Source organism: Janibacter sp. GXQ6167 (assembly GCF_041365945.1).
Lineage (GTDB): Bacteria > Actinomycetota > Actinomycetes > Actinomycetales > Dermatophilaceae > JBGFSK01.
Genome location: NZ_JBGFSK010000023.1, coordinates 1 through 1,720 on the forward strand (window position 1 = coordinate 1; position 1,720 = coordinate 1,720).

The 1,720-nt window shown below is 56.0% G+C and carries 2 rRNA genes; both read left to right on the forward strand.

Annotation, left to right across the window (positions count from 1 at the left end):
• Positions 1-798, forward strand: a 16S ribosomal RNA gene (locus AB8K43_RS15410); the annotation flags it as partial.
• A gap of 475 nt (positions 799-1,273) precedes the next feature.
• A 23S ribosomal RNA gene (locus AB8K43_RS15415) occupies positions 1,274-1,720 on the forward strand; the annotation flags it as partial.

The following is a 1,720-nucleotide window of genomic DNA, read 5'->3' on the forward strand; positions in this document are numbered from 1 at the left end:
ACTGACGCTGAGAAGCGAAAGCATGGGGAGCGAACAGGATTAGATACCCTGGTAGTCCATGCCGTAAACGTTGGGCGCTAGGTGTGGGACTCATTCCACGAGTTCCGTGCCGCAGCTAACGCATTAAGCGCCCCGCCTGGGGAGTACGGCCGCAAGGCTAAAACTCAAAGGAATTGACGGGGGCCCGCACAAGCGGCGGAGCATGCGGATTAATTCGATGCAACGCGAAGAACCTTACCAAGGCTTGACATACACCGGATCGCAGCAGAGATGTTGTTTTCCTTTTGGACTGGTGTACAGGTGGTGCATGGTTGTCGTCAGCTCGTGTCGTGAGATGTTGGGTTAAGTCCCGCAACGAGCGCAACCCTCGTTCTATGTTGCCAGCACGTAATGGTGGGGACTCATAGGAGACTGCCGGGGTCAACTCGGAGGAAGGTGGGGATGACGTCAAATCATCATGCCCCTTATGTCTTGGGCTTCACGCATGCTACAATGGCCGGTACAGAGGGCTGCGATACCGTAAGGTGGAGCGAATCCCAAAAAACCGGTCTCAGTTCGGATTGGGGTCTGCAACTCGACCCCATGAAGTCGGAGTCGCTAGTAATCGCAGATCAGCAACGCTGCGGTGAATACGTTCCCGGGCCTTGTACACACCGCCCGTCAAGTCACGAAAGTTGGTAACACCCGAAGCCGGTGGCCTAACCCTTGTGGGGGGAGCCGTCGAAGGTGGGACTGGCGATTGGGACTAAGTCGTAACAAGGTAGCCGTACCGGAAGGTGCGGCTGGATCACCTCCTTTCTAAGGAGCACAGATAAGCCCGTTTCTGGTGCCCGAGTGTGGTGCCGGCGGGTGCTCATGGGTGGAACATCGATAGTTGGTGGCGTTGACCAGTGTTTCCTGGTGGCCCCCGTACGACACGCACACAAGTCACGGACCTTTTTGAGGGTGTGTGGTGGGTGTGGGTGTGTGGATCGGGCCGGTAGGGGACAGGGCTGGTGTGGCGTCGATGGCACGTTGTTGGGTCCTGAGGATTCGCACCACTAGCTGACCGCTAGATCTCGTGCACGCTTCGTGTGGGGGATTCTGGTGGGTAGTTGGTGTGGTGGGTTCTTGTTGTGTGTGACTGCCGCGTGGCGTCTCATACCACTAGCACGATCATCTCGTGAGGGCTTGTCTCTCGGGGATGGTGGTGGTGGGTTTGGTGGGATGGTTGGTGGTGGTTGTGTGTATGTTGAGAACTGAACAGTGGACGCGAGCATCTTATCTTTGTGGCTTTTAAGTTTTTAAGGGCGCACGGTGGATGCCTTGGCACCAGGAACCGAAGAAGGACGTAGGAATCTGCGATAAGCCTCGGGGAGTCGATAACCAGACTGTGATCCGAGGATTTCCGAATGGGGAAACCCGGCTGGGTTAAAGCCTAGTCACTCCCGACTGAATATATAGGTCGGGTAGAGGGAACGTGGGGAAGTGAAACATCTCAGTACCCACAGGAAGAGAAAGCAACCGCGATTCCGTGAGTAGTGGCGAGCGAAAGCGGATGAGGCTAAACCGGTCGTGTGTGATACCTGTCAGGGGTTGCACGGTCGGGGTCGTGGGAGCGGCATGGTCATCACTGACATGGTGACGCGAAGTAAGAAATGTGTGGTGTAGTCGAAGGGTCTTGAATGGCTCGGCATAGAGGGTGTTACCCCCGTAGACGAAACGTTGCACACTTTGTTTG